31 protein-coding genes (1 of these 31 running past the window's edge) are annotated in these 25913 nt (G+C 59.0%); 12 read left to right on the top strand and 19 right to left on the bottom strand.

All coding sequences use genetic code 11. From position 1 onward, the window contains the following. Positions 1–47 precede the first annotated feature (47 nt). Positions 48–341: a YheV family putative zinc ribbon protein gene (locus tag J0G10_RS01475; RefSeq protein WP_095049521.1), complete on the bottom strand. Its 294-nt coding sequence runs from the start codon at positions 339–341 to the stop codon at positions 48–50. Then, positions 338–2389, bottom strand: a complete 2052-nt coding sequence (prlC, locus tag J0G10_RS01480; protein WP_220557251.1) for an oligopeptidase A — start codon at positions 2387–2389, stop codon at positions 338–340. Before prlC ends, J0G10_RS01475 begins: the two co-directional genes overlap by 4 nt. Before the next feature lie 88 nt (positions 2390–2477). On the opposite strand from prlC, the gene J0G10_RS01485 reads away from it, so the two are divergent. Both J0G10_RS01485 and J0G10_RS01490 read left to right on the top strand, forming a co-directional pair. Beyond that, positions 2478–3023, top strand: a complete 546-nt coding sequence (locus J0G10_RS01485; RefSeq protein WP_095125104.1) for a gamma carbonic anhydrase family protein — start codon at positions 2478–2480, stop codon at positions 3021–3023. Positions 3024–3051: 28 nt separating this feature from the next. Then, complete coding sequence (locus J0G10_RS01490) at positions 3052–3702, top strand: HAD family hydrolase (RefSeq protein ID WP_095125105.1); 651 nt, start codon at positions 3052–3054, stop codon at positions 3700–3702. Between the two features lie 54 nt (positions 3703–3756). On the opposite strand, the gene J0G10_RS01495 is transcribed toward J0G10_RS01490, so the two are convergent. Then, on the bottom strand, positions 3757–4893 hold the full coding sequence (locus tag J0G10_RS01495) for an aminopeptidase (protein WP_095125106.1): 1137 nt from the start codon (positions 4891–4893) through the stop codon (positions 3757–3759). A 59-nt stretch (positions 4894–4952) separates the two neighbouring features. Between J0G10_RS01495 and J0G10_RS01500 the strand changes: the two genes are divergently transcribed. Further along, positions 4953–5375, top strand: a complete 423-nt coding sequence (locus J0G10_RS01500) for a PA0061/PA0062 family lipoprotein (RefSeq protein WP_034152270.1) — start codon at positions 4953–4955, stop codon at positions 5373–5375. Positions 5376–5415: 40 nt separating this feature from the next. After that, entirely contained in the window at positions 5416–5835 is a 420-nt protein-coding gene (locus J0G10_RS01505) for a PA0061/PA0062 family lipoprotein (protein WP_095049516.1), read from the top strand. 6 nt (positions 5836–5841) lie between these two features. Here J0G10_RS01505 and J0G10_RS01510 read toward each other — a convergent pair whose 3' ends face one another. Beyond that, the gene (locus J0G10_RS01510; protein ID WP_220557252.1) at positions 5842–6081 is read right to left on the bottom strand and encodes a DUF1161 domain-containing protein; all 240 of its coding nucleotides are present in this window, start codon (positions 6079–6081) and stop codon (positions 5842–5844) included. Between the two features lie 259 nt (positions 6082–6340). Continuing rightward, positions 6341–6772, bottom strand: coding sequence for an OsmC family protein (locus tag J0G10_RS01515; RefSeq protein ID WP_034152273.1), 432 nt, complete (start codon positions 6770–6772; stop codon positions 6341–6343). A gap of 242 nt (positions 6773–7014) precedes the next feature. On the opposite strand from J0G10_RS01515, the gene J0G10_RS01520 reads away from it, so the two are divergent. Beyond that, the gene (locus J0G10_RS01520; protein WP_095113090.1) at positions 7015–8016 is read left to right on the top strand and encodes an LLM class flavin-dependent oxidoreductase; all 1002 of its coding nucleotides are present in this window, start codon (positions 7015–7017) and stop codon (positions 8014–8016) included. A 116-nt stretch (positions 8017–8132) separates the two neighbouring features. Next, positions 8133–9275, top strand: a complete 1143-nt coding sequence (locus tag J0G10_RS01525; RefSeq protein WP_220556126.1) for an IS481 family transposase — start codon at positions 8133–8135, stop codon at positions 9273–9275. Between the two features lie 282 nt (positions 9276–9557). Here the strand turns inward: J0G10_RS01525 and J0G10_RS01530 are convergent, their stop codons facing one another. Then, a complete protein-coding gene (locus J0G10_RS01530) occupies positions 9558–9782 on the bottom strand; it encodes a DUF1161 domain-containing protein (RefSeq protein ID WP_007911690.1) in 225 nt (74 codons plus the stop codon). Between the two features lie 127 nt (positions 9783–9909). Beyond that, positions 9910–10125 (bottom strand): dodecin, encoded by a 216-nt coding sequence (locus J0G10_RS01535; RefSeq protein WP_007911688.1) that lies wholly within the window; start codon positions 10123–10125, stop codon positions 9910–9912. A gap of 156 nt (positions 10126–10281) precedes the next feature. Between J0G10_RS01535 and J0G10_RS01540 the strand changes: the two genes are divergently transcribed. Continuing rightward, positions 10282–10608: a DUF883 family protein gene (locus J0G10_RS01540; protein WP_007911686.1), complete on the top strand. Its 327-nt coding sequence runs from the start codon at positions 10282–10284 to the stop codon at positions 10606–10608. Here the strand turns inward: J0G10_RS01540 and J0G10_RS01545 are convergent. Continuing rightward, positions 10581–11498, bottom strand: a complete 918-nt coding sequence (locus J0G10_RS01545; protein ID WP_220557253.1) for a LysR family transcriptional regulator — start codon at positions 11496–11498, stop codon at positions 10581–10583. The two genes, J0G10_RS01540 and J0G10_RS01545, sit on opposite strands and share 28 nt — an antisense overlap. Positions 11499–11612: 114 nt before the next feature. Between J0G10_RS01545 and trpB the strand changes: the two genes are divergently transcribed. The 3 genes from trpB (at position 11613) to J0G10_RS01560 (ending at position 14235) form a co-directional block, all read left to right on the top strand. Then, the gene (gene trpB / locus J0G10_RS01550; protein ID WP_095049514.1) at positions 11613–12845 is read left to right on the top strand and encodes a tryptophan synthase subunit beta; all 1233 of its coding nucleotides are present in this window, start codon (positions 11613–11615) and stop codon (positions 12843–12845) included. Beyond that, the gene (trpA, locus tag J0G10_RS01555; RefSeq protein WP_220557254.1) at positions 12845–13657 is read left to right on the top strand and encodes a tryptophan synthase subunit alpha; all 813 of its coding nucleotides are present in this window, start codon (positions 12845–12847) and stop codon (positions 13655–13657) included. Before trpB ends, trpA begins: the two co-directional genes overlap by 1 nt. A 122-nt stretch (positions 13658–13779) precedes the next feature. Beyond that, positions 13780–14235, top strand: coding sequence for an anti-virulence regulator CigR family protein (locus tag J0G10_RS01560; RefSeq protein WP_095125107.1), 456 nt, complete (start codon positions 13780–13782; stop codon positions 14233–14235). A gap of 47 nt (positions 14236–14282) precedes the next feature. On the opposite strand, the gene J0G10_RS01565 is transcribed toward J0G10_RS01560, so the two are convergent. From J0G10_RS01565 to J0G10_RS01615, 11 genes are all read right to left on the bottom strand, one after another. Continuing rightward, positions 14283–16244 carry a DUF7844 domain-containing protein gene (locus J0G10_RS01565; RefSeq protein WP_220557255.1) on the bottom strand — a complete coding sequence of 654 codons (1962 nt, stop codon included), beginning with the start codon at positions 16242–16244 and terminating at the stop codon, positions 14283–14285. Continuing rightward, on the bottom strand, positions 16241–16561 hold the full coding sequence (locus tag J0G10_RS01570; RefSeq protein ID WP_007911662.1) for a DUF2388 domain-containing protein: 321 nt from the start codon (positions 16559–16561) through the stop codon (positions 16241–16243). Before J0G10_RS01570 ends, J0G10_RS01565 begins: the two co-directional genes overlap by 4 nt. Before the next feature lie 43 nt (positions 16562–16604). After that, positions 16605–16922, bottom strand: coding sequence for a DUF2388 domain-containing protein (locus J0G10_RS01575; RefSeq protein ID WP_093429472.1), 318 nt, complete (start codon positions 16920–16922; stop codon positions 16605–16607). A gap of 107 nt (positions 16923–17029) precedes the next feature. Then, complete coding sequence (locus tag J0G10_RS01580; RefSeq protein WP_007911658.1) at positions 17030–17347, bottom strand: DUF2388 domain-containing protein; 318 nt, start codon at positions 17345–17347, stop codon at positions 17030–17032. Positions 17348–17482: 135 nt separating this feature from the next. After that, on the bottom strand, positions 17483–17692 hold the full coding sequence (locus J0G10_RS01585; protein ID WP_095049510.1) for a DUF1127 domain-containing protein: 210 nt from the start codon (positions 17690–17692) through the stop codon (positions 17483–17485). A 258-nt stretch (positions 17693–17950) separates the two neighbouring features. Continuing rightward, positions 17951–18166, bottom strand: coding sequence for a DUF1127 domain-containing protein (locus tag J0G10_RS01590; RefSeq protein ID WP_007911656.1), 216 nt, complete (start codon positions 18164–18166; stop codon positions 17951–17953). Between the two features lie 321 nt (positions 18167–18487). Beyond that, positions 18488–19981 (bottom strand): acetyl-CoA hydrolase/transferase family protein, encoded by a 1494-nt coding sequence (locus tag J0G10_RS01595; protein ID WP_095049509.1) that lies wholly within the window; start codon positions 19979–19981, stop codon positions 18488–18490. Between the two features lie 214 nt (positions 19982–20195). Further along, positions 20196–21629: an NAD(P)(+) transhydrogenase (Re/Si-specific) subunit beta gene (locus J0G10_RS01600; protein WP_007911651.1), complete on the bottom strand. Its 1434-nt coding sequence runs from the start codon at positions 21627–21629 to the stop codon at positions 20196–20198. Continuing rightward, the gene (locus tag J0G10_RS01605) at positions 21629–21949 is read right to left on the bottom strand and encodes an NAD(P) transhydrogenase subunit alpha part 2 (RefSeq protein ID WP_003187417.1); all 321 of its coding nucleotides are present in this window, start codon (positions 21947–21949) and stop codon (positions 21629–21631) included. Before J0G10_RS01605 ends, J0G10_RS01600 begins: the two co-directional genes overlap by 1 nt. 15 nt (positions 21950–21964) lie before the next feature. Beyond that, on the bottom strand, positions 21965–23086 hold the full coding sequence (locus J0G10_RS01610; protein WP_093429467.1) for a Re/Si-specific NAD(P)(+) transhydrogenase subunit alpha: 1122 nt from the start codon (positions 23084–23086) through the stop codon (positions 21965–21967). 433 nt (positions 23087–23519) lie between these two features. Further along, positions 23520–24419, bottom strand: coding sequence for a LysR family transcriptional regulator (locus J0G10_RS01615; protein WP_220557256.1), 900 nt, complete (start codon positions 24417–24419; stop codon positions 23520–23522). Between the two features lie 157 nt (positions 24420–24576). Between J0G10_RS01615 and J0G10_RS01620 the strand changes: the two genes are divergently transcribed. Further along, the gene (locus J0G10_RS01620; RefSeq protein ID WP_095049508.1) at positions 24577–25758 is read left to right on the top strand and encodes an acyl-CoA dehydrogenase; all 1182 of its coding nucleotides are present in this window, start codon (positions 24577–24579) and stop codon (positions 25756–25758) included. A gap of 13 nt (positions 25759–25771) precedes the next feature. Continuing rightward, a protein-coding gene (locus J0G10_RS01625; RefSeq protein WP_095049507.1) for a CaiB/BaiF CoA transferase family protein crosses the window boundary here: on the top strand, positions 25772–25913 show its start. 1079 nt of this gene lie beyond the right edge of the window; 142 of the gene's 1221 nt are visible here — the first part of the coding sequence; it begins with the start codon at positions 25772–25774; the stop codon falls past the right edge of the window.

Consider the following 25913-nt stretch of genomic DNA (forward strand, 5'->3'; position numbering starts at 1 on the left):
CATAGATACCACCTCGCACCGTTGATTCGGTGCGAAGTAGCCACAGCTCAATTGGGCTGGTCAGGTTTCTTTTTCAGTTTCGGGTTGGGAAAAAACTGCACCGCCTGCACGGTCTTGTCCGGCGCAGGTTTGTTCAGCGCGCTGGTGTTGACCCGCGTGCCCAGCTCTTTCGGTACCGACAGCCCTTGCTCGTTGAGTGTGTCGGAGTAACCGCAAGCCACGCATTCACGGTGCGGCACGCTGTCTTCGTTCCACATCATCAACTTGTCCGGCTCGCTGCACGCCGGGCAGACCGCCCCGGCGATAAAGCGTTTCTTGGTAATCACAGGTGCCTCACTCATGCTGCCGCGTCCTCACTCAGGCCGCTGTGGCGCAAGAGTGCGTCAATCGATGGCTCACGGCCACGGAAGTCGACGAACAGCACCATCGGTGCCTGCGAACCGCCGCGCGCCAGAATCGCTTCGCGGAAAGCCCGGCCGGTTTCAGCGTTGAGCACGCCGTCCTCTTCAAACTTGGAGAAGGCATCCGCCGACAGTACTTCAGCCCACTTGTAGCTGTAATAACCCGCCGCGTAGCCACCGGCGAAGATGTGCGCGAAGCTGTTCGGGAAGCGGTTGTAGGCCGGCGGACGCATCACCGATACCTCGTCACGCACGCCTTCGAGCACTTGCAGCACGCTACGGCCGTCGCCGTGGGTGGCATGCAGTTCGAAGTCGAACAGCGAGAACTCGAGTTGGCGGACCATCATCAGGCCCGACTGGAAATTCTTCGCCGCGAGCATTTTTTCCAGCAGGTCCTGGGGCAGCGGCTCGCCGCTTTCGTAGTGACCGGAAATAAGTGCGAGGCCTTCCGGTTCCCAGCACCAGTTTTCCATGAATTGGCTCGGCAGCTCGACCGCATCCCACGCCACGCCGTTGATCCCGGAAACACCAGCGTGATCCACGCGGGTCAGCAGGTGATGCAGGCCATGGCCGAATTCGTGGAACAGCGTGGTCACTTCATCGTGGGTCAGCAGCGCAGGCTTGCCGCTGTCGGCCGGGGTGAAGTTGCACACCAAGTTGGCCACCGGGCTTTGCAGTACGCCATCAACCGTGCGGCGACGGTCGCGGGCGCCGTCCATCCACGCACCGCCACGCTTGTTGGCGCGGGCATAGAGATCGAAGAAGAAGCGGCCGACGTGCTGACCGTTTTCCTTGATCTCGAACAGGCGCACGTCCGGGTGCCAAGTATCGAAGCCTTTCTGTTCAGCGATTTCGATGCCGTACAGACGCTGGACGATGGCGAACAGGCCGCTTAGCACTTTGTCGATCGGGAAGTAGGCGCGCAGGGTTTCCTGAGCAACGCTGTAACGTTGTTCACGCAGCTTTTCACCGTAGAAGCCGCTGTCCCAGCTTTGCAGGTCGGTGCAGCCCTGTTCGGCGGCGTAGGCGCGCAGCTGTTGCAGATCCTGCGCAGCGAACGGCTTGCTGCGCTTGGCCAGATCGCGCAGGAAGCTCAGCACCTGATCGCTGGATTCAGCCATTTTGGTGGCCAGGCTCAGCTCGGAGAAACTGGCGAAGCCCAAGAGTTTGGCTAGCTCCTGGCGCAGGTCGAGGATCTCTTCCATCACCGGGCCGTTGTCGTGCTGACCGGCGTTCGGGCCTTGATCCGAGGCGCGGGTGCAGTAGGCGGCGTAGACTTCTTCACGCAGGGCGCGGTCTTGCGCGTAGGTCATCACAGCGTAGTAGCTCGGGAATTCCAGGGTGATCAGCCAGCCGTCGAGGCCTTTGGCTTGTGCGGCAGCAGCCATTTGCGCCTTGGCCGAATCGGTCAGGCCGGCGAGGGCGGCTTCGTCGGTGACGTGCTTGGTCCACGCCTGAGTGGCGTCGAGCAGTTGATTGGAGAAACGGCTGCCCAGCTCGGACAGTTTGCTCTGCACTTCGGCGTAGCGTTTCTGCTCGGCTTCCGGAAGGTCGATACCCGACAGACGGAAATCACGTAGGGCGTGTTCCAGAATAGTCTTTTGCGCCACGTCGAAACCGGCGGCTTCCGGACTGTTGGCCAGCGCTTCATAAGCCTGGAACAGCTCGCGGTTCTGGCCCATCTCGGTGGAGTAGGCGCTCAGGGCTGGCAGGCACGACTCGTAGGCTTCGCGCAGTTCGGCGCTGTTGCACACGGCGTTGAGGTGGCTGACCGGGCTCCAGGCAGCACCGAGGCGATCATTAAGTTCGTCCATCGCCAGTACCAGGCCGGACCAAGTCGGGTTCTGAACCTGAGTCTTGAGGATTTCGGCAATGGCGGCGCGGTTGTCGGCCAGGATCGTTTCGATGGCGGGCAGGACGTGTTCGGCACGGATCGTGGAGAACGGTGGCAGGTCGTAGGACTGCAGCAGAGGGTTGTTCACGCTCACGGTTGGCACCTTGGCTGGGGAAACATTGCCCCATCTTAATTACAATCGACATTCACCGCAGCTATCGGCGACAGAGAGAGAAATTATCGTGTCCGTTCGCAAGTACCAGAATCACACCCCAAGCCTTTGCAAAGGCGCGTTTGTCGACGGCTCGGCGGTGGTCATCGGCGACGTCGAAATCGGTGAAGACAGCTCTGTCTGGCCGCTGACCGTGATCCGTGGCGACATGCACCGCATTCGTATAGGTGCGCGCACCAGCGTCCAGGACGGTTGCGTGCTGCACATCACCCACGCCGGCCCGTTCAATCCCGACGGCTTCCCGCTGCTGATCGGCGATGACGTCACCATCGCCCACAAAGTCATGCTGCATGGCTGCAGTGTTGGCAGCCGCGTGTTGATCGGCATGGGCAGCATTGTCATGGACGGCGCGGTGGTCGAGGACGATGTGATCATTGGCGCCGGCAGCCTGGTGCCACCGGGCAAGCGTCTGCAAAGCGGCTTCCTCTATGTGGGTAGCCCGGTGAAACAGGTGCGAGAACTCACCGACAAGGAAAAAGCCTTCTTCACTTACAGCGCGGCGAACTACGTGAAGCTCAAGGACCTGCATCTTGCCGAAGGTTACGACCAGCTCTGAATTGCCTTACAACTGCTCAGGATTTCTCATGCATTACCAGACCGTACTGTTCGACCTCGATGGCACCCTGACCGACCCGCGTGAGGGCATCACCCGTTCCATCCAGTTCGCCCTCGCCAAGCTCGGCATCGATGAGCCGGACTTGACCAAGCTGGAACACTTCATCGGCCCGCCGTTATTGCAGGCGTTCATGCAGTTTTACGGATTCGATGAGGCCAAGGCATGGCAGGCGGTGAATTTCTATCGCGAGCGCTTCAAAGTGACGGGCCTGTACGAGAACCGTGTGTTCGATGGCGTCACGCCGTTGCTGGAAACCCTCAGTGGCCAAGGCCGGCAGCTGTATATCGCCACCTCGAAGCCGTGGGAATTTGCCCGCGAGATTGCCCGGCATTTTGATTTTGCCCGGCACTTCAAGGTGATTTACGGCAGTGAGCTGGATGGCACACGGACCAACAAGGTTGAGTTGATTGCGCATCTGATCAAGGAAGAAGGGCTGGACCCGGCGAATACGTTGATGATCGGTGACCGTAAACATGATCTGATCGGGGCGCGCAGCAATGGGCTGGATGCGGCGGCAGTGGGGTATGGGTTTGGCAGTTTTGAAGAGTTGAGTGCCGAGGCGCCGGCTTATCACTTTGAAACGCTGGACGAGTTGCATCAGGCGTTTCTGCAGCGCTGATCAGTACGCCTTCGCTGGCAAGCCAGCTCCCACAGGTGAGCGATGTGCTCAGGCTCACCGCTGTCCCTGTGGGAGCTGGCTTGCCAGCGATGAGGCCAGATCAGCCACTGATATCTCATCATCTGCCAATGCTTTCAGTGCCGCTTTACGCTCAGTCACCGGTAACCCACCCAACCGCTCTACCTCAGCATAAAATCTCAGCCAATCTCCCCCGACCTGACTGAACACCGCCGAAAACGCCGGCACCCACTGGTCATACAGCCCAAACGGCAACAACCGCGCATTGTTCAACGGCGCATTCACCCAAGCGTCATAACGCTTGTCCCCGGCCCACTGGCTGTCTTTCATCAGCCGATAATCCCGGCGAAACCGTTCGAACTCTGCCGCTTTGCGTTCGCGCATCTGCTCCGCCGGTAATGGCTGCGCATACAACTTCTCCAGCCGTGAGCGGGTTTCGAGCACCAACTCAATAAACTGATCGCGTTGTTTGAGCCGCGAATCGGTATCCACCGGCAACCCGCGAAATGCTCGCCACTGCCGCGTGCCTTCCTGCTCGACAAACGTGGCGAAGGATTCGTTGAATTCGGTGTCGTCTTTCACATAAAAGCGCTGATGCGCCAGCTCATGAAAGATCAGCGTGGCCAGGCGCTCGTCGCCCCAGCCCATCATCGAATTAAGAATCGGGTCATTGAACCAGCCGAGCGTCGAATAGGCCTCGACGCCGCCAATCGATACGTCCATGCCCTGCAATCGCTGGATCGCCGCTTCACCGCGCGCCGCGCTCTGGCTGTAATAACCGCGATAGGCCACGCAGCCGGCAATCGGGAAGCAATGGTTCTGCGGTGTCAGGGAGAACTCTTGAGTGGCGAACACATTCCACACCACGTACGGGCGATGGATGTCGGCGTACAGGCGATAGCTCTGGTTATCCGGCAAATGCAGATGCTCGCTGGCAAAGGTACGGGCCTTTTGCGACTGCGCCAAGTGGGTGCGCAGAGTGGCGTCGCGGCTCGGATCGTTGATCACCTTTTCCACAGGCTCGCGCGCCCGCAGCAATTGCAGTTGGCCGCTGGCCAACTGCGTGTAATAGCTGACGCTGGCGCAACCGTTGAGCAACAAAAACATCACACCCGGAAACAAAATCCGAAAAACGCGATCAAGTAACCCAAGGCTTGGAAACGGCCTGCTCAAAATAAGAAATCCCCCGGAGAGTCTGCCCGCAAGACTATCCCGCCTTAAGGAGCACCGCTATGCGCATGTTGATGCTGTCAGGAGGCCTGCTGACGCTGGCCGGTTGTGCCGGATTCGGAATGCCCGATCCTGACCCTTCGCAAGCCTGGATCGATCTTGATGCCCGGCAGCAGGACACGGCGCTGCAAGCGCTGCAGGTCGATACCCAAGCGACTGCCGACAAACGCTACTTCGAAGTACAGCCCGGCAGCCATGAGTTGAAGGTGCGTTATCAATTCCCGGTCGAGGCGACCAACATCGGTCCTGACGCTGAGCCGCTGTGGCGCGATTGCCAGTTGAGCGTGAAATTCAAGGACTTCAACGCCGGCCAGCGTTATCAGTTGCAGGCCGGCAGTATTGGTTTCCGGCCTTGGGCCAAGCTCTATGACGAGCAGCGCAAAGTGGTAGGCCAGGGCACGCCGGCAGGCTGTCAGCGCACCTGAACGGCGCTATGCTGAGTATTCAGATCAGTGGATATTCGTCATGCGCCAGTTGCTGTTGTTGCTCGTTGCTACTCTTGTGGCCGGTTGTCAGACGCCATTGCCCCCGGTCGATCCGCAGATGGCCTGGGTCGATTTTTCGACGCCGACACCCGGCGGTAAAGTGCTGATGGCCGAGCGCCTCGACAAACAGCGACTGAATGACGGGCGCTACTTTCAGGTCACCCCGGGCAGCCACGAATTGCGCGTGCGGTTTGATTTCGAAGTGTTTGGCGGTGGTGGCGCCCTGATGACTGGCCCCGTAGAGCGGCTGTGCTACCTGTACATCCGCTACGACCATTTCGAGGCCGGGCAGCGTTATGTGCTGGAAGGGCGTTCGCTGGGGTTCACACCGAGCGCCCGGCTGTATAACGCCAAGCGTGAAATCGTCGCCGAGGATTACGACTACAACTGCATTATCTGAGGTGACTCAGCGATCGTTCTTTTGATAGATGATCGCTTTGGTGCCGTTCTCACATGAACCGACCACCATGGCGATGTCATGTTTTGCGGCCTCTTCCTTGCTGACGATTTCCAGTGTGTAGGACGGCACGGCTTTGGCCTGAATCTTCACTTCGATTTCTTTTTTCAGTTCTTCACAGTCTTTGGGTGCCGCAATGACAGAAGTGGCCAGTGCACTGCAGAGAATCGCCAAGCCAATACGTTTCATGAGTGAAGCTCCCTGAGGCAGCGCGCACGGGCGTGCGCTGAAGCTGCTGTCATTTATTCGACCATACTTTTACAGCGAGGGTTCTGACTTCGCTCACAACTTGTGCTGAAGGTTTCAAACCTTGGGTGATCTGCAGATGGCTATCGCGAGCAGGCTCACTCCTACAGGGGATCTTCGACGCCCACAATAATTGTGTTCGCTGGAGATCAACTGTAGGAGTGAGCCTGCTCGCGATAGCGACAGACCAGTCAGAGTCGAATCAACTGACCAGCGAAGCCTCAAGCGTAATCTTCGCATTCAGCACTTTCGAGACCGGGCACCCTTCCTTGGCCTTGTTGCTCAGCTCTTCAAACTGCGCCTGCGTCGCCCCAGGGATTTTCGCCTTGAGGATCAGCTTCACCGCGGTGATCGCGAACCCGCCATCCACCTGATCGAGAGTCACTTCAGCCTGGGTATCAATGCTGTCGGCCTTCAGGCCCGCATCGCCCAGAATCATCGAAAACGCCATGGAGAAGCAGCCGGCATGCGCCGCGCCGATCAGCTCCTCCGGGTTGGTACCTTTGCCGCCCTCAAAGCGCGCCTTGAAACCGTAGGGCGCTTCTCTGAGGACACCGGTTTCAGTGGAGATCGAGCCGATGCCGGTTTTCAGATCGCCTGCCCAATGTGCGGATGCTTTCTTCACGATAGCCATGTCTGCCTCCTCAAGATCTGACGCGGAAACGCCGCGTCGTCGTGGTTTTTGCTTGCAAGGCTTCTGAGGATAGACGCCGCAGCAAAGTTCAGCCCGGCTGAATCGTTGACTTTTTTAGTAGGAAATTTCATCACTGCTATTGAAACTCGGGTATATGCCCTCATTGCACAAAACACGCTTATGGATTCGGCAGGTTTTCGTTTGCAAGAAGAACCTGCCTCCTCACTCGGAGACGCAGGTTTATGAAGCAACTGTCCGACGTAAAATTTTCCACCCTCGATCTGGTGCCGGTGCGCGAGAACGGCAGCCCGGCGCAATCGCTGCGCAACTCGCTGGATTTGGCGCAGCACGTCGAGAAATTTGGCTACACGCGGTTCTGGGTGGCCGAACACCACAACATGGACGGCATTGCCAGTTCGGCAACGTCGGTGCTGCTGGGTTATCTGGCGGGCGGAACGTCGACCATCCGCGTTGGCTCCGGCGGCGTGATGCTGCCCAACCATGCGCCGCTGGTGATCGCCGAGCAGTTCGGCACCCTCGAAAGTCTCTATCCGGGACGGATCGATCTCGGCCTGGGCCGCGCGCCCGGCTCCGATCAAATGACTGCTCGGGCGTTGCGCCGTGAACGCTCCGGCAGCGCTGATGATTTCCCCGAAGACGTCGCCGAACTGGTGCGCTACCTCGGCCCGCGCACGCCGGATCAGCGCGTGATCGCGATGCCGGGCACCGGCACCAATGTGCCGATCTGGCTGCTCGGTTCCAGCCTGTTCAGTGCGCAACTGGCCGGTGAGCGCGGCTTGCCTTACGCCTTCGCCTCGCACTTCGCCCCGCGTTTCATGCACGAGGCGATTCGCGTTTATCGCAATCACTTCAAACCCTCGGCGGTGCTCGACAAGCCGTACGTGATGCTCGGCGTCCCGCTGGTGGCCGCCGATACTGATGAGCAAGCCGATTACCTGGCGACTTCGGTGTACCAGCGCATTCTCGCGTTGATGCGTGGGCAGAGCCTGGTGCAGCGTCCGCCGGTGAAAACCATGGATGGCTTGTGGTTGCCCCATGAGCGTGAGGCGGTGGGTGATTTCCTCGGTCTGGCGATGGTTGGTAGCCCGCAGAAGATCCGTGCGAAGCTCGAAGTGCTGATTGAGCAGACGCAGGCGGATGAGCTGATTTTTACCAGCGATTTGTATGAGCATGCTGATCGTGTGCATTCGTACGAGTTGTTGGCGCAGGTGATGAAGGGCTGAAAAGCCCCTCACCCTAACCCTCTCCCTGTATGTACCGGAGACATGGTGGACAGGTGTTCGGAGACATGGTGGACACATTTTAATAGACACATTGCTCATCGCGAAGGAGATGGCCTGTGTCTTGGGAAGAGGTGTCCACCGTGCAGCTTCGTTCAGAATTCGTGCTGTTGGCTCGGCAAGAAGGGGCCAATGTTCGGCAGCTTTGCCGTCGATTCAATATCAGCCCAAGCACTGCCTACAAATGGCTCAACAGGTTTGAGACCTCAGGTGCAGAGGGATTGATCGATCAGTCTCGACAACCAAAGACATCACCCAAACGTTGCGCTGACGATGTTGAGCAGCAGATTCTGACCGTGAGTCAGGAGTACGCCGCTTGGGGCGCTCGCAAGCTCAAGCGTGTGCTGGAAGACGACGGCAAAGTGATGCCTTCGGTCAGTACCGTGCATGCGGTTTTACAGCGTCATTCGCGCGTTGATCCAAAGGCCGCTGAGATCAAACCGTTTATCCGGTTCGAGCATGAAGCGCCCAACGATCTTTGGCAGATGGACTTCAAGGGACATATCAGCCTGGCTCAGGGGCGTTGCCATCCGTTGACGATATTGGACGATCATTCACGGTTTTCGCTGTGCATCGCGGCATGCATTAATGAGCAGCGCCAAACCGTTCAGGAGCATCTAATCAGGACCTTTCGGCGTTTCGGCCTGCCTTTACGCATGACGATGGACAACGGTTCGCCATGGGGTGATCAGACAGGTGTTTATACCGCACTGGAGGTCTGGCTGATGAGCCAGGGCATCAAGGTCGGCCACTCCCGACCTTATCACCCGCAAACCCAGGGAAAGCTGGAGCGCTTCCACCGCAGCCTGAAAAGGGAAGTCCTGCAAGGCCAGCTCTTCATCGATCTGGACGATGCGCAACGGGCGTTTGATATCTGGCGTGAGATTTACAACCAGAAGCGCCCGCATCAAGCACTGGGCATGCAGGTTCCTGCTACTCGCTACAGCAGTAGCCCGCGGGAATATCAGGAGCAACCGGCGGCGCCTGAGTACGATGATGGGGATGTGGTCAGGAAGGTTCAGGTGAAGGGCGAGATCTACTGGGGCAATCGTGAATACACAGTTGGAAAGGCATTTTACGGGAGGTCAGTGGCTATCAGGGAAACGACGGAGGACGGCATCCACGATGTCTACTGGAGTAGACATCGTATCGCCCGAATCGACTTGAACTTGCAGATCGTGACGGCAGGTAAGAAGATCTAAAACCGTCCACCATGTCTCCGAACATGTGTCCACCATGTCTCCGGTACATACACTCCCGGAGGGAGAGGGGACTGATCGAGGCGTTCTCGCGCTCGACATCGACCTGAAAAATCGAGTCGAACTCAGGTTTTGAACAGCCCCCGATCTGCTCCCTTTCCCCCTCGCCCCCTTTGGGGGAGAGGGCTGGGGTGAGGGGGTTCGATTTCAAATCCACTAAAAATCCCAAATCCTGAACACAAAAAAGCCGACGCCTTCACGTCGGCTTTTGCATTTCAGGCGCACTCAACCGCGCTTGTAGACGATTTCCTTGGTGCCACCTTCGCAGGTACCGACGACGTCGCCGCCAGCCGCTGCGCCCTTATCGACAATCTCCAGCGAATACCCGGAAACGCCCTTGGCATCCAGCTTCGCCGCAATCTCGCTTTTCAGCTCTTCACATGGCTTGCCGGCAGCAAACGCACCACCCGCAAGGCTCAACAAACCTACTGCCAACATGAACTTCTTCATCGGTCGCACTCCCTGGTCGGATTAAAAGAGGCGGGCATCGAGCGTTGACCCGATGCACTCACCCTGTAGCGCTTTGCCATTCCTATGGCACTCGGCCAGCGCGCAAGTTCAGAAGACTAGACCAAACTCAGCTGCTGGCAATGCGGAAGCCGACTTTCAGCGTCACCTGAAAGTGCGCCGCCTTGCCGTCCTTGATGTGGCCACGGGTGTCGACCACTTCAAACCACTCAAGATGCTTGATGCTCTTGTTGGCTTCGGCCAGCGCGTTGTTGATGGCGTCTTCGATGCTGCTGGCGGACGAACCGACCAGCTCGACTTTCTTGTACGTGTGATGGTCACTCATGGCGATCTCCTTGGCGTGTGGAATTGAGACTAGCAGTGAATCTGCACTGTTGATTCGGTGGCTGCGCGCAGGCGAAGTTCAGATTTTCTGCACTTTCTCAAACCGCTGAAGTCCCAACCAACACACGCCACTCATCACCAATGCAGGAGAGCCACCATGGCCAACACCTCTTTACGTAAAGCCTCGTTGCAAAGCATGGAAGCCGAGATCGAGAGTCTGCTCAAATCGTTGGAAAGCTTGAAGGACGACGCTTCGGACGAGTCGCGCAAGACCCTCAAGGCGCTGAAAAGTAATGCCGAAAGTGCGCTGAAGCACTCGCGCCACCTGCTCAGCGATGCCTATGAAGAAGTCAAAGTGAAAACCCGCGAAACCGGGATCGCCACCCGAGATTACGCCCAGGAACATCCATGGACGACGGCCGGTGTGGCCGTCGGTGCGATCGGTCTGCTGGCGGCTTACTTGCTGTTCAAGCGCGGCGAGTGATCCGTCTGGCGCAGTTCGTTCTTGAGCCACTGCGCCAGTTGCCGAGCGCGCCCGTCTGCGGCGCGCTTGGGTAGCCACAACGCCAGTTGCGCCGGGGTTTCACAAAAGCCCCATGGCGCAACCAGGCGACCGGCCTTCAAATCTTCCGTCACTAGCGGCTCCGGCGCGATGGCCACGCCAAGCCCAGCAACTGCTGCCTCCAGCAAATAATACAAATGCTCGAAACCTTGCCCCAGCTTCAATGCTTTTGCGTCGAGTGTGTTCTGCTGCGCCCAACTCGGCCAGGCTTGCGGGCGCGAAGTGGTGTGCAGCAACGGTTCGTTTAGCAGTGCCGAGGCTGGCGCGGTTTGCAGACGTTGATAGCCGCTGAACAGCGGACTTATCACCGGGCCGATGCGTTCTGCGGCCAGTTCATAGACTTGCATGTCCGCCGGCCACGGTGGTTCGGCGAACAGCAGCAAAGCATCCAGCCCCGGGCGTCGTGGATCGAGATCGCCTTCGCCCGCCGACAGGTGCAGCCGCAAATCCGGCAGATCGGCATTCAATCGCCCCAAACGCGGAATAAACCAGCGCGCTAACAGACTTCCAGAGCAACCCAAGACGAACGGTGCATCGGCGGTGCTCTGCGTCAGCTCGGCGCAAACACTGCGCAAGCGGTCAAACGCCTCGCCACTTGCATCGCGTAACCGCATGCCGGCATCTGTGAGTTTCAAGCCGCGCCCATCTTTGACGAACAGACTGACGCCAAGGTGTTCTTCCAACACCTTGAGCTGACGACTGACCGCGCCATGGGTGACGTGCAGCTGTTCGGCAGCCTGACTGACGCTGTTCAGCCGGGCGGTGGCTTCGAACGCACGCAAGGCGTTCAGCGGGGGAAGGTCGTGGCTCATGGTATCTGTGAGTTTTCCTGACAGGTTGTGGCGATCTTATCGGTTTTCAGCGTAGAAGGTCAGGGGTAGAGTGGTCGTCATTGTCTTTTGACCCGAATTCACCTGGAGCGACTCATGACCCAGACTTCGAACACCTCTGATCTGCGTAACGGACCTGACGCCAACGGCCTGTTCGGCTCGTTCGGTGGCCGCTACGTGGCGGAAACCCTGATGCCGTTGATCCTCGATCTGGCCCGCGAATACGAAGCGGCCAAGGAAGATCCGGCGTTCAAAGAAGAATTGGCCTACTTCCAGCGTGATTACGTCGGCCGTCCGAGTCCGCTGTATTTCGCTGAACGCCTGACCGAGTTCTGCGGCGGCGCAAAGATTTATCTCAAGCGCGAAGAGCTGAACCACACCGGCGCGCACAAGATCAACAACTGCATCGGCCAGATCCTGCTGGCACGGCGCATGGGCAAGAAACGCATCATCGCCGAGACCGGCGCCGGCATGCACGGCGTGGCCACTGCCACCGTCGCCGCACGTTTCGGTCTGGACTGCGTGATCTACATGGGCACCACTGACATCGAACGTCAGCAGGCCAACGTGTTCCGCATGAAGTTGCTGGGCGCTGAAGTGATCCCGGTGGTGGCTGGCACCGGCACCCTGAAAGATGCGATGAATGAAGCCCTGCGTGACTGGGTGACCAACGTCGACAACACCTTTTACCTGATCGGCACCGTGGCCGGCCCACATCCATACCCAGCGATGGTTCGCGACTTCCAGGCCGTGATCGGCAAGGAAACCCGCGATCAGTTGCAGGCTCAGGAAGGTCGCCTGCCGGACAGCCTGGTGGCGTGCATCGGTGGCGGGTCTAACGCCATGGGCCTGTTCCACCCGTTCCTTGATGACAAGAGCGTCGAGATCATCGGCGTTGAAGCCGCGGGTTACGGCATCGAAACCGGCAAGCATGCAGCGAGCCTGAATGGCGGCGTTCCGGGTGTGCTGCACGGCAACCGTACCTTCCTGCTGCAGGACGACGATGGCCAGATCATCGACGCCCACTCGATATCCGCTGGCCTCGATTACCCAGGCATCGGCCCTGAACACGCCTGGTTGCATGACATCGGCCGCGTTCAATACACCTCGGTGACTGACGACGAAGCGCTGGATGCGTTCCACAAATGCTGCCGCCTGGAGGGGATCATTCCTGCCCTGGAAAGCGCCCACGCCCTGGCTGAAGTGTTCAAACGCGCACCGAAGCTACCGAAGGATCACCTGATGGTGGTCAACCTGTCGGGCCGTGGCGACAAAGACATGCAGACCGTCATGCACCATATGGAACAGTCGAAGCAGGAGAAACACTGATGAGCCGCCTGCAAACCCGCTTTGCCGACCTCAAAGAACAGAACCGCGCCGCGCTGGTGACCTTCGTCACCGCCGGTGATCCGGACTACGACACCTCGCTGGCGATCCTCAAAGGCTTGCCGGGCGCCGGCGCCGACGTGATCGAGTTGGGCATGCCGTTCACCGACCCGATGGCCGACGGCCCGGCGATTCAACTGGCGAACATCCGTGCCTTGGGCGCCAAACAGAACCTGGCGAAAACCCTGCAAATGGTTCGCGAGTTCCGTGAAGGCAACAGCGATACGCCGCTGGTGCTGATGGGCTACTTCAACCCGATCCATATGTATGGCGTTGAGCGCTTCATCGCCGATGCGAAAGAGGCCGGCGTCGATGGTCTGATCGTGGTCGACATGCCGCCTGAGCATAACGCCGAGCTGTGCGACCCGGCGCAGGCTGCGGGTCTGGACTTCATCCGCCTGACCACGCCGACCACTGACGACGCGCGTCTGCCGAAGGTGCTCAACGGCAGTTCCGGTTTCGTTTACTACGTGTCGGTCGCCGGTGTGACCGGTGCCGGCGCGGCGACGCTGGAGCACGTTGAAGAGGCGGTGACCCGTCTGCGTCGTCATACCGATCTGCCGATCAGCATCGGTTTCGGCATCCGTACGCCGGAGCAGGCGGCGTCCATCGCGCGTTTGGCCGACGGTGTGGTGGTGGGTTCGGCATTGATCGATCACATCGCCAACGCGACCACACCCGACCAGGCCATCGACGGCGTGCTGAGCCTGTGCTCGGCTCTCTCCGAAGGCGTGCGTAAGGCCCGCGTCAGCTAAAGGTAAAGTTCCTGATACAGAGGAATTAGCACCTCGCGGCACAGACTAATCCAGCAAGACCGAGGGATTCAGAACCAGGTTCTGAGTCCCTTTTTGCTGTTTGTGCCGTGAGGAAAGACCCGATGAAAATGCCGAAACGTCTGATGGCCGGACTGGGCGTGCTGATGATCAGCGCGACACCGCTGCTGGCCAGCGCCGATCCGCGCGACGATCATGATCACGGCGGCCCGCAACAGGGCCAGCACGATAACCGCGGCGATAATCACGGTGACGACCACCGTGGCCCACAGAACGACCACCGTGGTGGCCCGCCCCCGCGCGATTTTGGCCCGGTGCGCCAGACCATTCGTGACAATCATGGCTACTTTGTACGCGGTGCGCCGCCGCCTCCGGGGATCCATCTGGAGCGTGGCCGGCCGTTGCCGCACGGCTATTACGGCGAGCGTCTGGATAATCGGGCGTTAGGTCGTCTGCCGGTGTACCCGGGTTACGAATGGCGCCGGGCGGGGGGTGATATCGTGCTGATCGCGGTGGGCACCGGGATCGTCTACGAAATTCTCGATGGCGTTTTGTATTGATCTGCAGGCAATAAAAAAGATCGCAGCCAAGGGCTGCGATCTTTTTTTCAGGGCAATTCCAGTCCGCCCGAGGCCTTGTGCAATTTTCGTAAATGCGCGCCGATCTGCTTCACGTTCTCCTCACTGGCCGCAATTTCCGCAGCCCGCTTGGGCTCCAGTAACTTACGCACTTCTGCATCCAGATCTCCGGACAGTGCCAGCAGCTTCTTCTGCCGCTGACTGCTCTCCGCTTCGAGTCGACTGAACTCGGTCGGCTGGGGCAGTCCGTAACCCTTGGAATCGAGCAATTCCGCCGGACGACTGAGGAACCCGCTGTTGGCGAGAATTTCCTGCAAGGTCGCGTTGGCTTTATCCATCCCGCCGTTTTCCAGTTCCCGCGCGCCGAGGTAACGCTGCTTCACCTCATCCTGCGCCAGCAGCAATTGGCGGCGATAGCTGGCTTGCTCCAGCAACAGCAGCGCGGCGCTGGTACGCAAGTCGGCGCGTTCGAACCACTCGCGGCGTTCTTCGGCTGTCAGTGAAAGCCATTCCTCAACGGTATTCTGCTTGATCGGCAATTGCTTCTTCAGCACATCGAACATCGCCTGATAGCGATCGCGGAACGAGTCGAAGCGGTAACCCAGGCGCAGGGCTTCTTTCGGATCATCCAGCACACTGGTGTCCGCCAGACCACGGCCCTTCATCACTTCCAGCAAACCGTTGGGCATGATGCTGTCCAGACCCACGAACTGGTTGTTGTTACTGCCGCTGCGCAACAGCTTCAGACCTTCCACCGCGCAGTTGTTGGAGAGGAAGAAGTAGTTGCCGTCGTAGCTCCAATGCATTTCGGCCGCGTGCTCGACCACGCCTTCGATCTCGTCCCGTGACAGGTTCAGCGGCACGGAAGCAAGGCTGCGCAATTCGGTCTTGGTGTATTCGTCGATGACCTGCGCGAGCGGCAGCACGAACAATCGCGATGGGTATTTGCCGACCAGTCCGTCCCAGCTCGACAGCTGCACATCGCCGACAAAGGCGCGGTAGGACAGCACCAGATGCTGATCCAGATCGAGCCGGCAATCCGGCCCACGCGGGCGGCCCGGCGCGCAAATCACCAGACGCAACATGCTGTGGCCCCAGCGGCTGACCCAGTTCTGATTGGCTTCGGCCAACAGGTAATCGACGGCGTAAACCCGTTCCGGATCAACTTGCCCCAAGGGTTGCTTGGCGAAGTCGTTACCGGCATTCAAAAAGGAGAAGGTCTTGCTGCAGGTGTCCTTGGCCGGCGGTGCCCAGCCGAAGTGCTCCTGGTAATAGCGATACAGCGCCGGGCGACGGCAGGCATAGCTCGGGTCGAGGAGGAAATACTCCATGTTGACCGCGACAAACTCCTTCGGGCTGGAGATTTCGTACAGGTCCGGGCTGCGGGCGATCTGGCGGTTGTGCTGTTCACGCTCACCCCGACGACCGACGTATTGCTGCCAACCGGCGAGATCGAGCAGGCGCGGGTCATCACTGAGGGTGAAACGCCGGCCGTTCTGCCCGCGACACTCATCGGGAATGCCGATCAGCCCGGCGCTGTTGAAGCGGCGGGTGCAGCGCTGGATTAGCGTGCGCTCGGCAGTCGGCCACAGGCGCGCGCGATCATAAATGTGGGTAATTTCATGCAGCACCGTGGCGAGCAGTTCCTGACGCACAGTGCCGTGGGGGCGATTGGTTTTTTCTTTGGCGGCGCTGCCGTCAGTCAGGCTGGCGAGCAGTTTGCGATTCAGGTCGAGTTCGGCGATCAGCGTGGCTTGGCCATAGGCGTTGCTCGGCATGTCGTCGGTCCAGCCGACATCGATGCGCCGATCCAGCCGCTCGATAAAGCTCGGCGGCAGCTTTTGCATCGCCTCATCGATCAGCGCCTGGCTGGCCTGTTGTTGGGCAGGGCTCAGACCGTCGGTCTTGAGCCGCAATTGCAGGCCGGCGTGGGCGCTGTTGCCAAGCAGCAACAACGCCCCGACCAGCAGCCAGGTGCCGAGTGACTTCACAGTGCGAGGATGGCTTCGGCGAGAACCTGATCGCTGGCGTCGCGCGCTTCCGGCACACGGGTGCGCAGGGTGTTGAGCGCGGCTTCCAGATGCGCGCCACGGATATCACCGTTAGTGGCGACGAAACTGGCGGCATCATCGTGTGCTTCGCGGATGATTTTCGAATCGCGGATCGACGTGGTGGTGTCGGAAGTGAAATCGATAGTGCGCTGGGAGGCACGAACGATGATGTTACTGGTGGCTACCAGGGTGTGCGCCTGGGCCACGTCGGCCAACAAAAACAGGCCAAGGGCGGCAGCAATCAGCGGGCTACGCATGGAACGACTCCGGAAGGGCAAGGATAACAGGGGTACAGGATAACTATTGGACGAGAATTGCCTCTGCCAGTTCAAGGTCGCTGACATGAAGTTTCGGCCGGGTTTTGCGCAGGTAATGCAGCGCGGATTCCAGTCGAGCACCTCGCCATTCACCGTCACTGGCAACAAAAGCTGCGGCATCATCGTGGGCCGCGAGCAGCAGTTTACGGTCGAACGGTGCGGAAGACACCATGCTGGTGGCGTAACCACTGACGACGGTGCCTTGCGTCGACGCATTGAAAGCATCAAAGGCATCGACCGACGTCGCCCAGCAGGCGGTGAACAATACGGAGGGAATCAGTAGATTTGGAAGAAAGCGCATCGGACTCGGTAATTTTTGGTGAGCCCAAAGGCTAGCGCAATGCCCGGGCCAGAGCCAGCGCCGAAACATCGGGACACGCCTGGCGTGTCCCGCATGGCTGCGATCGTTTAGATCGTCAGAATAGCTTGAGCCAGTTGTGCGTCAGTGGCTTGCAGCTGTGGCGCCTGGTGACGGATGTGATCCAGCGCGCTTTCCAGTTTCACCCCACGGATTTCACCTTCGCTGGCGACGAAGCTGGCGGCATCGTCACGGGCGGCGAGCACGATCTTGTCGTCACGGAAGGAGGAGGTTACGTCGGAAGTCGCGTCGGACGAGGACTTCAGTGCACCGACAACGGCGTCGGTGGTGACGATGAAACTGGTGGCGCTGGCGTTGGCAGCCACGGCCAACAGGGCGGCAGCGCTGAGCAGACGAAGACGGGACATGGTGTAACTCCTATGGATAAACCGTATTGAGAGGTGGCTCGGTATCTGAGGAGTCAGACGCCAGTGACACAACATTCGCCACGTTCTGTGTGGATATTAGGCCTGCTTTGCGGGATTCGCACAGTGGGCAGAATGCTAGCGCCAGAAGGGTTTATCCAGTTCATGCAGGCGATCGGCGTGGCTGAGGCCAAGATCGGCGAGGTCACGGCCATCCAGTTGAGCCAGCAGTTGCCGCGTTTTGGCGCGTGCCAGGCTGTCCCGAAGTCCGAGAAACAGGCGACGCAGAGCGTTTGGGCGAGGGTAGGGTTGGCTGAAGCTTTCTGAAACATCCTGTAAGTCATTCATGACGTATTCCTTATTGCCGGTGAAGGCGGAAGGTCATGTTGAGCCTGCGACAGAGGAATAGGCAGATACAGAAGAGGCAAATTGTACTGGTTCAGGTAGCGATTCTAATAAACTGTACCTGCCGGTGATAAAGCCAGCTGTATAGAGACTTAAAACCCCCCAAAACGACGAAACCCGTCGTGGTTTCCCACGACGGGTTTCGTTTGTTCAATTCGGGTTGCTGGCGGTGGGTCTAACGACCAGAGCCAGCGACGCTACTTAGCGCCAGAACGGCTTGCTCAGCTCTTCGTAGCGTTGTGCTTCGCTGATACCGGCGTCAGCCAGCAAACGCGAATCCAGGCGAGCCAGTTGATGGCGGCTGGAGATGCGGCGCTGCCACAACATCAGGTTGGCGATAACGCGCAGAGGCAGGGAAGCCTGGGTGTTTACAGCTTTGTCTTCGAAGAACAGTTCGGAACTGAGTGTACGTTCCATGGTTGACATCCTTCCGCTTGTGGCGGGATCAGGTAGTGGTTTGACTGGTGCCCATGATCCTCTCGTTTGCCAAGTCTCTCTAGATACAGTTCAACTGTATTGTGAGTGACCAGTTAACTGTTTATGGGGGGTGTACGGGTCAAAAACGAGCAAACTGTACCTGTTCGCACTTAAGTGGTGCGTTTTTGCTCGATTCGAGGAAAAAGGTAGGCAAAAACTGTAGGAAAAGACCAGTACAGCAGTACAGTTTTTGTCAGCTTTGAGGATTGCAACAATCCGCTGACGCAAACTGTGTTTGCGCCAACGGTTTATCTGTGTGAATTACACCGCAAGCATGCGCCCGGTTTCTTCCAGGTTCACATGCCAGCTCAACGCTTCACGCAGAATGTGTGGGGTATGGCCACCAATTGCACAGGCCTTCGTGAAGTAATCATCCAGCGCTTGACGGAAGTCCGGGTGCACACAGTTATCGATGATCACCCGCGCCCGTTCCCGTGGCGCCAGGCCGCGCAAGTCAGCCAGCCCAACTTCGGTCACCAGAATGTCGACATCGTGCTCGGTGTGGTCAACGTGGCTGACCATCGGCACCACGCTGGAAATCGCGCCGCCCTTGGCGATCGACTTGGTCACGAACACCGCCAGATGCGCGTTACGCGCGAAGTCGCCGGAACCGCCGATGCCGTTCATCATCCGCGTGCCGCAAACGTGGGTGGAGTTGACGTTGCCGTAGATGTCGAACTCCAGCGCCGTGTTGATCCCGATGATGCCTAGGCGGCGCACCACTTCCGGGTGGTTGGAGATTTCCTGCGGACGCAGCACCAGTTTTTCCTTGTACTTCTCCAGATTGCCGAACACGTCGCTGTTGCGGCGTTCCGACAGGGTGATCGAGCTGCCCGACGCAAAGCTCAGCTTGCCGGCGTCGATCAGATCGAAGGTCGAATCCTGCAGCACTTCGGAGTACATCGTCAGGTCTTCAAACGGCGAATCGATCAGACCGCACATCACCGCGTTGGCAATGTTGCCGATCCCCGCCTGCAACGGGCCGAGCTTGTTGGTCATGCGCCCGGCGTCGACTTCCTGCTTGAAGAAGGTGATCAGGTGATCGGCAATGGCGTTGGTGTCGACGTCCGGCGACGACACGGTAGACGGCGAATCGGCCTGCTGAGTGATGACGATGGCGACAATCTTCTCCGGCGGAATCGGAATCGCGGTGCTGCCGATGCGATCATCGACTTTTACCAGCGGGATCGGCGTGCGCGTCGGGCGGTAAGTCGGGATATAGATGTCATGCAGGCCTTCGAGGTTGGCGTTGTGCGCCATATTGATTTCGACGATTACCTGTTTGGCGAAAATCGCGAAGCTCGCCGAGTTGCCCACCGAGGTGGTCGGCACGATGTGGCCTTGCTCGGTGATGGCCACGGCTTCGATGACCGCGATGTCCGGCAGCTTCAGTTGTTGGTTGCGCAGTTGCTCGACGGTTTCCGACAGATGCTGGTCGATAAACATAACCTGGCCGGCATTGATCGCCTTGCGCAGGGTGCTGTCGACCTGGAACGGCATGCGACGCGACAGCACGCCGGCTTCGGTCAGTTGCTTGTCGAGGTCGTTGCCCAGGCTGGCGCCGGTCATCAGGCTGATCTTCAGCGGCGTGACCTTGGCCCGCTCGGCCAGTGCGTGAGGGACTGCTTTGGCTTCGCCGGCGCGGGTGAAACCGCTCATGCCGACGGTCATGCCGTCCTCAATCAAAGCGGCTGCGTCGGCGGCGCTCATCACTTTATCCAACAACGAAGGCAGGCGAATACGGTCACGGTACATGGATTATTATCTCGGGAAGCGAGTAGCAGGATGCGCAGTCTAGTGAATTTGACGAGCGCCTGTCCCGCTACCAAGGTCGCAAACGAGGCGTCTATTTAGCGGGTTTGAAGTAAAACACCGTTACTGGATCTGCAACAACGTGGCAAATTGTCCGACGTTTTGCGCAAACAAAAACGCCCCGACAAGTCGGGGCGTTCGGTCTTGCAGCGGGGAGTTACTCGACCGCTTTGACCATGTCTTCGATGACTTTTTTCGCGTCGCCGAACACCATCATGGTCTTGTCCAGGTAGAACAGTTCATTGTCCAGACCGGCATAGCCGCTGGCCATCGAGCGCTTGTTGACGATGATGGTCTTGGCCTTGAACGCTTCGAGAATCGGCATGCCGGCAATCGGCGATTTGGGATCGTTCTTTGCGGCCGGGTTGACCACATCGTTCGCGCCGAGCACCAGCACCACGTCGGCCTGACCGAACTCGGAGTTGATGTCCTCCATCTCAAACACCTGGTCGTAAGGCACTTCGGCCTCGGCGAGCAGAACGTTCATGTGCCCCGGCATACGGCCCGCCACGGGGTGGATCGCGTACTTCACAGTCACGCCACGGTGGGTCAGCTTCTCGGTCAGCTCTTTCAGCGCATGTTGCGCACGTGCCACTGCCAGACCGTAGCCCGGGACGATGATCACGGTGTCGGCGTTGGTCAGCAGGAAGGTCGCGTCGTCAGCCGAACCGGATTTCACCGGACGTGCTTCTTTCGCACCGGCAGGACCTGCGTCTGCCGTGTTGCCGAAGCCGCCGAGCAGTACATTAAAGAAGGAACGGTTCATCGCTTTGCACATGATGTACGAGAGGATCGCGCCGCTCGAACCCACCAGCGAACCGGCGATGATCAGCATCGAGTTGTTCAGCGAGAAGCCAATTCCCGCCGCCGCCCAGCCCGAGTAGCTGTTGAGCATCGACACCACGACCGGCATGTCGGCGCCGCCAATCGGGATGATGATCAACACGCCCATCACGAACGCCAGCGCCAACATCAGCGCGAATGCGGTGAGGTTGCCGGTGAACATGAAGGTCAGACCGAGTGCCAGCGTCGCCAGACCCAGCACGGCATTGAGCTTGTGCTGACCAGCGAACTGTACCGGGGCGCCCTGGAACAGACGGAACTTGTACTTGCCCGACAGCTTGCCGAACGCAATCACCGAACCGGAGAAGGTGATCGCACCGATCGCAGCGCCGAGGAACAGCTCCAGACGGTTGCCCGCCGGAATCGAGTCGCCCAGTTGCTTGACGATGCCCAGCGATTGCGGCTCCACCACAGCGGCGATGGCAATGAACACTGCCGCAAGGCCGATCATGCTGTGCATGAAGGCGACCAATTCCGGCATCTTGGTCATTTCAACGCGCTTGGCCATGATCGAACCGGCGGTGCCGCCGACCAGCAGGCCAACGATCACGTAACCGATACCGGCAGTGGCCAGCTCAGCCCCGAGCTTATAGATGAGGCCGACGGTGGTCAGGATTGCCAAGGCCATGCCGAGCATGCCGAACAGGTTACCGCGCCGCGAAGTAGTCGGGTGCGACAGACCTTTGAGGGCCTGGATAAAGCAGATCGACGCGATCAGATAGAGCGTCGTGACGAGATTCATGCTCATTACTTCGGCGCCTCTTCTTTTACTTTCGGGGCTTTCTTCTTGAACATCTCAAGCATGCGGCGGGTGACCAGGAAGCCACCGAACACGTTGACCGCAGCCAGTGCCACGGCGAGGGTGCCCATGGTTTTGCCCAGCGGCGTAACGGTCAGTGCGGCCGCGAGCATGGCGCCGACGATCACGATCGCCGAGATGGCGTTGGTTACTGCCATCAAAGGCGTGTGCAGCGCAGGTGTAACGTTCCAGACCACGTGGTAACCGACATAAATCGCCAGCACGAAGATGATCAGGTTGTAGATACCGGGGGAGATAAGCTCTTCCATCGTCTGAATCCCTGCTTAGGCGTTTTTGCGGATGACTTGGCCGTCGCGGCACATCAGGCACGCGGCGACGATGTCGTCTTCGAGGTTGACGTCGAACTGGCCTTCTTTGGTGAATACCAGCTTGAGGAAGTCCAGCAGGTTGCGCGCGTAAAGTGCCGAGGCGTCTGCTGCGACTTCACCGGCCAGATTGGTTGGGCCGCAAATGGTCACGCCATTTTCGACCACGACCTGATCGGCCACGGTCAACGGGCAGTTGCCGCCCTGAGCCGCCGCGAGATCGATGACCACCGACCCCGGTTTCATCTGCGCCACGGTTTCCGCGCTCAATAGCGTCGGTGCCTTGCGGCCCGGAATCAGCGCGGTGGTGATGACGATGTCAGCCTGCTTGGCGCGTTCGTGCACAGCCTGGGCCTGACGCTGCATCCAGCTCGCCGGCATTGGTCGCGCGTAACCGCCGACACCGACGGCGCATTCACGCTCTTCATCGGTCTCGTACGGCACGTCGACGAATTTGGCACCGAGGGATTCAATTTGCTCTTTTACCGCCGGACGCACGTCAGAAGCTTCGATCACCGCACCCAGACGTTTCGCCGTGGCGATCGCCTGCAACCCGGCCACACCGGCACCAAGAATCAGCACGCGCGCCGCTTTCACGGTGCCCGCAGCGGTCATCAGCATCGGCATGAAGCGAGGATAGTAGTGAGCGGCCAACAACACAGCCTTATAGCCGGCAATGTTCGCCTGCGACGACAACACATCGAGACTCTGCGCGCGTGAGGTGCGCGGCGCCGCTTCGAGGGCGAACGCGGTAATGCCGCACTCGGCCATCTTCGCGATGGTTTCGTTGTTGAACGGGTTGAGCATGCCCACCAGCACCGTACCGCGCTTGATCAGCGTCAGTTCGGCATCGCTTGGGGCGACCACTTTGAGAATCAGCTCGGCGCCAAACGCGTCATTGGCACTGCCAATGGTTGCGCCTGCCGCTTCATAGGCACTGTCAACAACGCTGGCTTTAACGCCGGCGCCGGTTTGCACAGTGACCTTATGACCTTGGCTGATCAGCTTTTTTATGGTTTCCGGGGTTGCAGCAACCCGTGTTTCACCGGTCTGGGTTTCGAGAGGAACACCAATGTGCACGTCAAATCTCCTGCGTGATCTTATTGAGTAAACCCATGCACTACGGATGGTGCGACTGGGGCGGCCGATCAGCACGATCCCGCCAAATCAGGGCGGGGCGCGGCATTTTGCAGGCGAACTTTATGCCCTTCAAGGGATTATGACGGGTGACGGAAAATTAACTACAAGTCATCCCGTGACCGAATGTCGCAGTGGCCGGCGCAACCCCTTGCAGGCCGTGCCCTGTAAGGATTCTGGCTGAATATGGAAAAATTTCTCATCGGTGGCGTGAATAGGCAGTAATGAGTCGCCGATGAAGGCTCAAAGCCACGTCGATAGGCGCTTGTGGGACGTCTGTACGACTTTCGGATACAGTCTGTTGAATTGCGACAAATACTTATATCTGTAGGGCTTTTGTTTTCCTGACTACGGGGTTAGGTAACGTTGTAAGCCTTTACCCTTCTAGGCTGTAGCTCTGTGCCTGAGTTACCAGCCAGTCACGAAATGCCTTTAATGACGCTGATTCGACCTTTCGCTCAGGAATCATCAGGTAGTAGGCCTTGATGCAGGAAAGCGCCTGCGGGTTTGCAATCACCAAGCGTTTCTCGGCCAGCTCGCGCTGAATCAGGAACGGTGGAATCAGCGCAATGCCCATGTCGTGCATGGCCGCTTGGGCGAGCATGGAGAATAGCTCGTAGCGCGGGCCTGTCATGTCGCGGGGGATATTCAGCTGTTGCGAGTTGAACCACTGGCGCCAGGCGTAAGGTCGGGTGGTCTGCTGCAGCAGCGGCAGTTCGGCGATGGCTGCGGCTGTCAGAAGCGTCTTGTTGCCGAGTAGGGCGGGGCTGCACACCGGCATCGGATTCTCGCCCATCAGCCTGTGGGATTCGGTACCGGACCAATCGGCATCACCGAAGTAGATCGCTGCATCGAATTCGGTATCGGCAAACAGAAAGGGCCGGGTGCGGTTGGTCAGGTTGACCGTGACTTCCGGATGCTTGAGCTGGAAATCTTTCAGACGTGGCAGCAGCCATTGCGTGCCGAAGGTCGGCACCACCGCCAGTTCAATTACGTTGGTGCCTTGCTGGCCCATCACTGACAGCGTGTCGCGTTCGACTGCATCCAGTTGCGTCGCGACTCGGCGGCTGTAGGAAAGCCCCGCCTCGGTCAGCTTCACTCCGCGTCGCGAGCGTCGGAACAGTTCCACACTGAGGAACTCCTCAAGGCTGGCTATTTGTCGGCAAATGGCGCCTTGAGTCAGGGAAAGTTCTTCGGCAGCGCGGGTAAAGCTCTCGTGGCGCGCGGCAGCTTCGAAACTGATCAGGGCGGTGGTGCTGGGGATCTTCCTGCGCATGTACGTCAACCTCACTAATGCGCCGCATAAAAGGCATTTCGCGACGTTTCGGAGTGAGAAATTAGCACAACAGAATGCGAAATCCTCGTTTGCCGCGACGGCGAACCGCGCCTAGGATCAATGCCACGTTAATTCACCGATTTGCGAGGACAGACTCATGGGCGGTAAAGCTAGCTTCAATTGGATCGATCCCCTGCTGCTGGATCAACAGCTCACTGAAGAAGAGCGCATGATCCGCGACACCGCCGAGCAGTTCGCTCAGCAGAAGCTCGCGCCACGCGTTCTTGAAGCCTTCCGTCATGAGAAAACCGACCCGGCGATCTTCCGCGAGATGGGCGAAGTCGGTCTGTTGGGCGCGACCATCCCTGAACAGTACGGCGGCAGCGGCCTGAACTATGTCAGCTACGGTCTGATTGCCCGTGAAGTCGAGCGTGTCGACTCCGGCTACCGCTCGATGATGAGCGTACAGTCGTCGCTGGTGATGGTGCCGATCAACGAATTCGGCACCGAAGCGCAAAAGCAGAAGTACCTGCCGAAGCTGGCTTCCGGCGAATGGATCGGCTGCTTCGGTCTGACCGAACCCAACCACGGTTCCGACCCGGGCGCGATGATCACTCGTGCACGTAAGGTCGACGGCGGCTACAGCCTGACCGGCGCGAAAATGTGGATCACCAACAGCCCGATCGCCGATGTGTTCGTGGTCTGGGCCAAAGACGACGCCGGTGACATTCGTGGCTTCGTCCTGGAAAAAGGCTGGAAAGGCCTGAGCGCTCCGGCGATTCACGGCAAGGTCGGCCTGCGTGCGTCGATCACTGGTGAAATCGTTATGGATAACGTGTTTGTGCCGGAAGAGAACATCTTCCCGGATGTGCGTGGCCTGAAAGGTCCGTTTACCTGCCTCAACTCCGCGCGTTATGGCATCTCTTGGGGCGCACTGGGCGCTGCCGAGTTCTGCTGGCACACCGCTCGCCAATACACCCTCGATCGTCAGCAGTTCGGTCGCCCATTGGCTGCCACTCAGTTGATCCAGAAAAAACTGGCAGACATGCAGACCGAAATCACCTTGGCCCTGCAAGGCTGCCTGCGGTTGGGGCGTATGAAAGATGAAGGCACTGCTGCGGTCGAGATCACTTCGATCATGAAGCGCAACTCGTGCGGCAAGTCCCTGGATATCGCCCGTATGGCTCGCGACATGTTGGGTGGTAACGGCATCTCCGACGAATTCGGCGTGGCCCGTCATCTGGTCAACCTGGAAGTGGTGAATACCTATGAAGGGACTCACGACGTTCACGCGCTGATCCTCGGGCGTGCGCAAACCGGTCTGCAGGCGTTCTATTAATAGGAGAGCGACCATGGGCGCGCTGTCGCATCTGCGGGTACTGGATTTATCGCGAGTATTGGCCGGACCGTGGGCCGGGCAGATCCTTGCCGACCTTGGCGCCGAAGTGATCAAGGTCGAGCGCCCGGGCAATGGTGATGATACGCGCGCCTGGG

The organism is Pseudomonas germanica, assembly GCF_019614655.1.
GTDB classification, from domain to species: Bacteria; Pseudomonadota; Gammaproteobacteria; order Pseudomonadales; family Pseudomonadaceae; genus Aquipseudomonas; species Aquipseudomonas neuropathica.